General features: G+C 47.3%; 4 protein-coding genes. 1 reads left to right on the forward strand and 3 read right to left on the reverse strand.

The annotated features are described in order from the left end of the window. Positions 1–2: 2 nt before the first annotated feature. Complete coding sequence (gene hypE / locus VN429_RS05710; RefSeq protein WP_325630790.1) at positions 3–998, reverse strand: hydrogenase expression/formation protein HypE; 996 nt, start codon at positions 996–998, stop codon at positions 3–5. Then, the gene (locus tag VN429_RS05715; RefSeq protein WP_325630792.1) at positions 995–1,336 is read right to left on the reverse strand and encodes a hydrogenase maturation nickel metallochaperone HypA/HybF; all 342 of its coding nucleotides are present in this window, start codon (positions 1,334–1,336) and stop codon (positions 995–997) included. The genes hypE and VN429_RS05715 overlap by 4 nt, the downstream gene beginning before the upstream one ends. A 94-nt stretch (positions 1,337–1,430) precedes the next feature. On the opposite strand from VN429_RS05715, the gene VN429_RS05720 reads away from it, so the two are divergent. Next, positions 1,431–2,108 carry a DedA family protein gene (locus VN429_RS05720; protein ID WP_325630795.1) on the forward strand — a complete coding sequence of 226 codons (678 nt, stop codon included), beginning with the start codon at positions 1,431–1,433 and terminating at the stop codon, positions 2,106–2,108. A gap of 27 nt (positions 2,109–2,135) precedes the next feature. On the opposite strand, the gene VN429_RS05725 is transcribed toward VN429_RS05720, so the two are convergent. Further along, the coding region (locus tag VN429_RS05725) for a small multi-drug export protein (RefSeq protein ID WP_325630797.1) at positions 2,136–2,713 on the reverse strand (578 nt) is incomplete at its 5' end.

A 2,713-nucleotide genomic window follows, 5' to 3' on the forward strand; every position in this document is an offset into this window, starting at 1 on the left:
TTCTAGCAGACCCTCGGTACCGGATCACCAAGCGGAGTCTCAATAAACCTCTCACCGCCAGCAGTGGTTTCCATGATGACTCCCTTTCCAGATACCACCCTTCCAACAATTGCAGCATCCTTTCCATATTTATGAGACTTAAGAGCATCAAGAATATTTTCAGCATCTTCAGCCTTAACTCCCATTACAACCTTTCCTTCGTTGGCAACTTCGAGGGGATCAATCCCAAGCAGCATTGAGGCACTCTTTACTGCAGATCGGATCGGCAGGGCTTCTTCGGATATCCTTACCTGGACCTCTGACTTTCGAGCCATTTCATTTATCGCACTTGCAAACCCGCCACGGGTTGGATCCTTCATTGCATGAATGCAACCTGCTTTCATTGCTTCCTGCACCATCCCGGCGAGAGGAGCAACATCTGAGATTATCTGATCGCCAAACTCGAATCCCTCACGGCTCGCAAGGACAGCAAACCCATGATCACCAAGAGATCCGGAAACAATGATAACATCCCCGACCTGCAGACCACAGTCCCTGACCACAGTTTCTACAACTCCGATGCCGGCGGTGTTGATCATGACCTTATCAAGACTGCCTTTCTCCATCACCTTGGTATCACCGGTAACGAGAGCTACCCCGGATTCATTGAGAGCGTCATTCATCGAGGCGACAATCCGGTTGATATCCTCAAACTCAAATCCTTCCTCAAGAACCAGCCCACATGAAATTGCGATTGGCTTTCCACCCATCATGGCGATATCATTGATAGTCCCACAGACCGATATCCTCCCGATATCTCCGCCCGGGAAAAAGAGAGGACGAACAATATGCGAATCTGTGGTGAAGACGACTTGAGAGTTCCCTATCGGGATAACAGCTCCGTCATCAAGTGATTCAAGACCGATTCCTCCGGCGTTCTTATTGGTGATCTTTGAGACAATGTCTATCACCTCACCCATCACTTCACCGCCGGCTCCATGCATCAGTGTTACTTTCATTCCCCTTCAGCCTCTATCTCAATATTTGTAACCACGATCTCCCTACCCTTCTCAATAGATGGAAGTGCACCACACTTTGGGCAGATATAGATCTCATTGCCCACATACCCGCATTCACAATGCGTTTCAGGCGGTATTACTGAACAAACCAGTTTGGCACCTGCAAAGAGTGGTTCATCTTCAACCAGGGTATTGAAGAGAAATTCAACCTGATCAGGGTTGATCATCGAGATCTCACCGACATCCACGCAGACTTTCGTAACCGCCCTGGCATGGTGCTCGATAGCCGCATGCCGTGCAGTCTCAACAATATCATAAGCTATCCCGTATTCATGCATGGGAGGAGACTCCGTCCGGTTCTACCGGCTCAGGTAGAGCAAAGTCTACTCTAAAATGGTTAAAGCGTTGGATCTGTGTTGCAGCATAGTAGAAATGGAGGAACACAATATATCTTCTCTGATGCTAACCGAAGCTCTGTCTCAGCTTTTGACAGGCGATATCACCAATGCTGCTGACACTGCCGGCCTTGCATTTTACCTAATCCTGTTTCTAATAATCCTGCTTGAGAACGGTATACCACCCATGTTATGGCTTCCCGGAGATTCCCTGCTCTTTCTTACCGGAATGCTAGCTGCAGGGGGATTTTTGGATATATCATACCTCCTCATCGCGTATACCCTCGCAGGCTTTTTTGGATACGAACTCAGTTACCGGCTCGGATACCATGTTGGCCTGCCCTTTGTCACCAGACACTTCTCACGAATTGTTACTGAGAAGGATCTGAAGCGCAGTGGAGAGTTTTACTGCAAATGGGGAAACACGGCAATCACCATAGGACGTTTCATCCCAATTCTCAGGACTGTTATCCCGTTTCTTGCCGGAATCAGCAGGATGAAACCCAACCATTTTACCGCATATAATATTCTCGGGGCATTTCTCTGGCCGCCACTGGTATGCGGGTTTGGATATCTCTGCGCCATAATTCCCTGGCTCGCTGCATACCGGAACTTTATATTTGCCGGAGTCTCCGTACTCTTTTTTTTAAGTATCCTTGGATCATTTGCTCTTATTCTCTACTCCTGGATCAGGCCTCGTATACACAGGAATTAGAAAAATAGAGCCCTAATCATCAGTCACTTAGTCTTGAGAATATTCTGTCTCAACATTGCGGTACCAGAAATATGAACCCACAGAGATCACAACAATCATCGCCAGGATAAAAACCACCAGGTACCAGAGATTGAGACCCAGATACTTATTCAGGGCATATGCTGATAGTCCGATTACCAGACTGTGAAGAGCTGAACCCATACTGATTGCGCAAAAGATCTCAAGCGGGGGCATCCCTGCCATCTTCCCAAGCACAGTTCCTGAAACAGCCCCGGTCCCCTGGAGAGGAAGAAAGACAAAAAGTGCAAGACCGACAAGATAAAGTCGTTCAAGCCATGCATGTTTTGCTAAAACATTATTGCCCCTACGCATGAACTGTATCAGTTTCGGCCCGATAAATGGAATCAGTACAAGGATCTCAAAATTCCAGAGCATAAAAAGGCAGGAGATGATATCGATGAATGTAAGAGTGGCGCATATGGTAAGCCAGGGGATGCCCATTGCAATGGCAGCAGGAATCAGGCTTTCTTTCCCGGCTGGGGGTATAAAATAAAGAAAAGCCAGGCTGGTTAGTTCTAGAAAGGTTTTATAATCATATATTGAGT

The sequence above is a fragment of the Methanospirillum sp. genome (assembly GCF_035560735.1).
Classification (GTDB): Archaea; Halobacteriota; Methanomicrobia; order Methanomicrobiales; family Methanospirillaceae; genus Methanospirillum.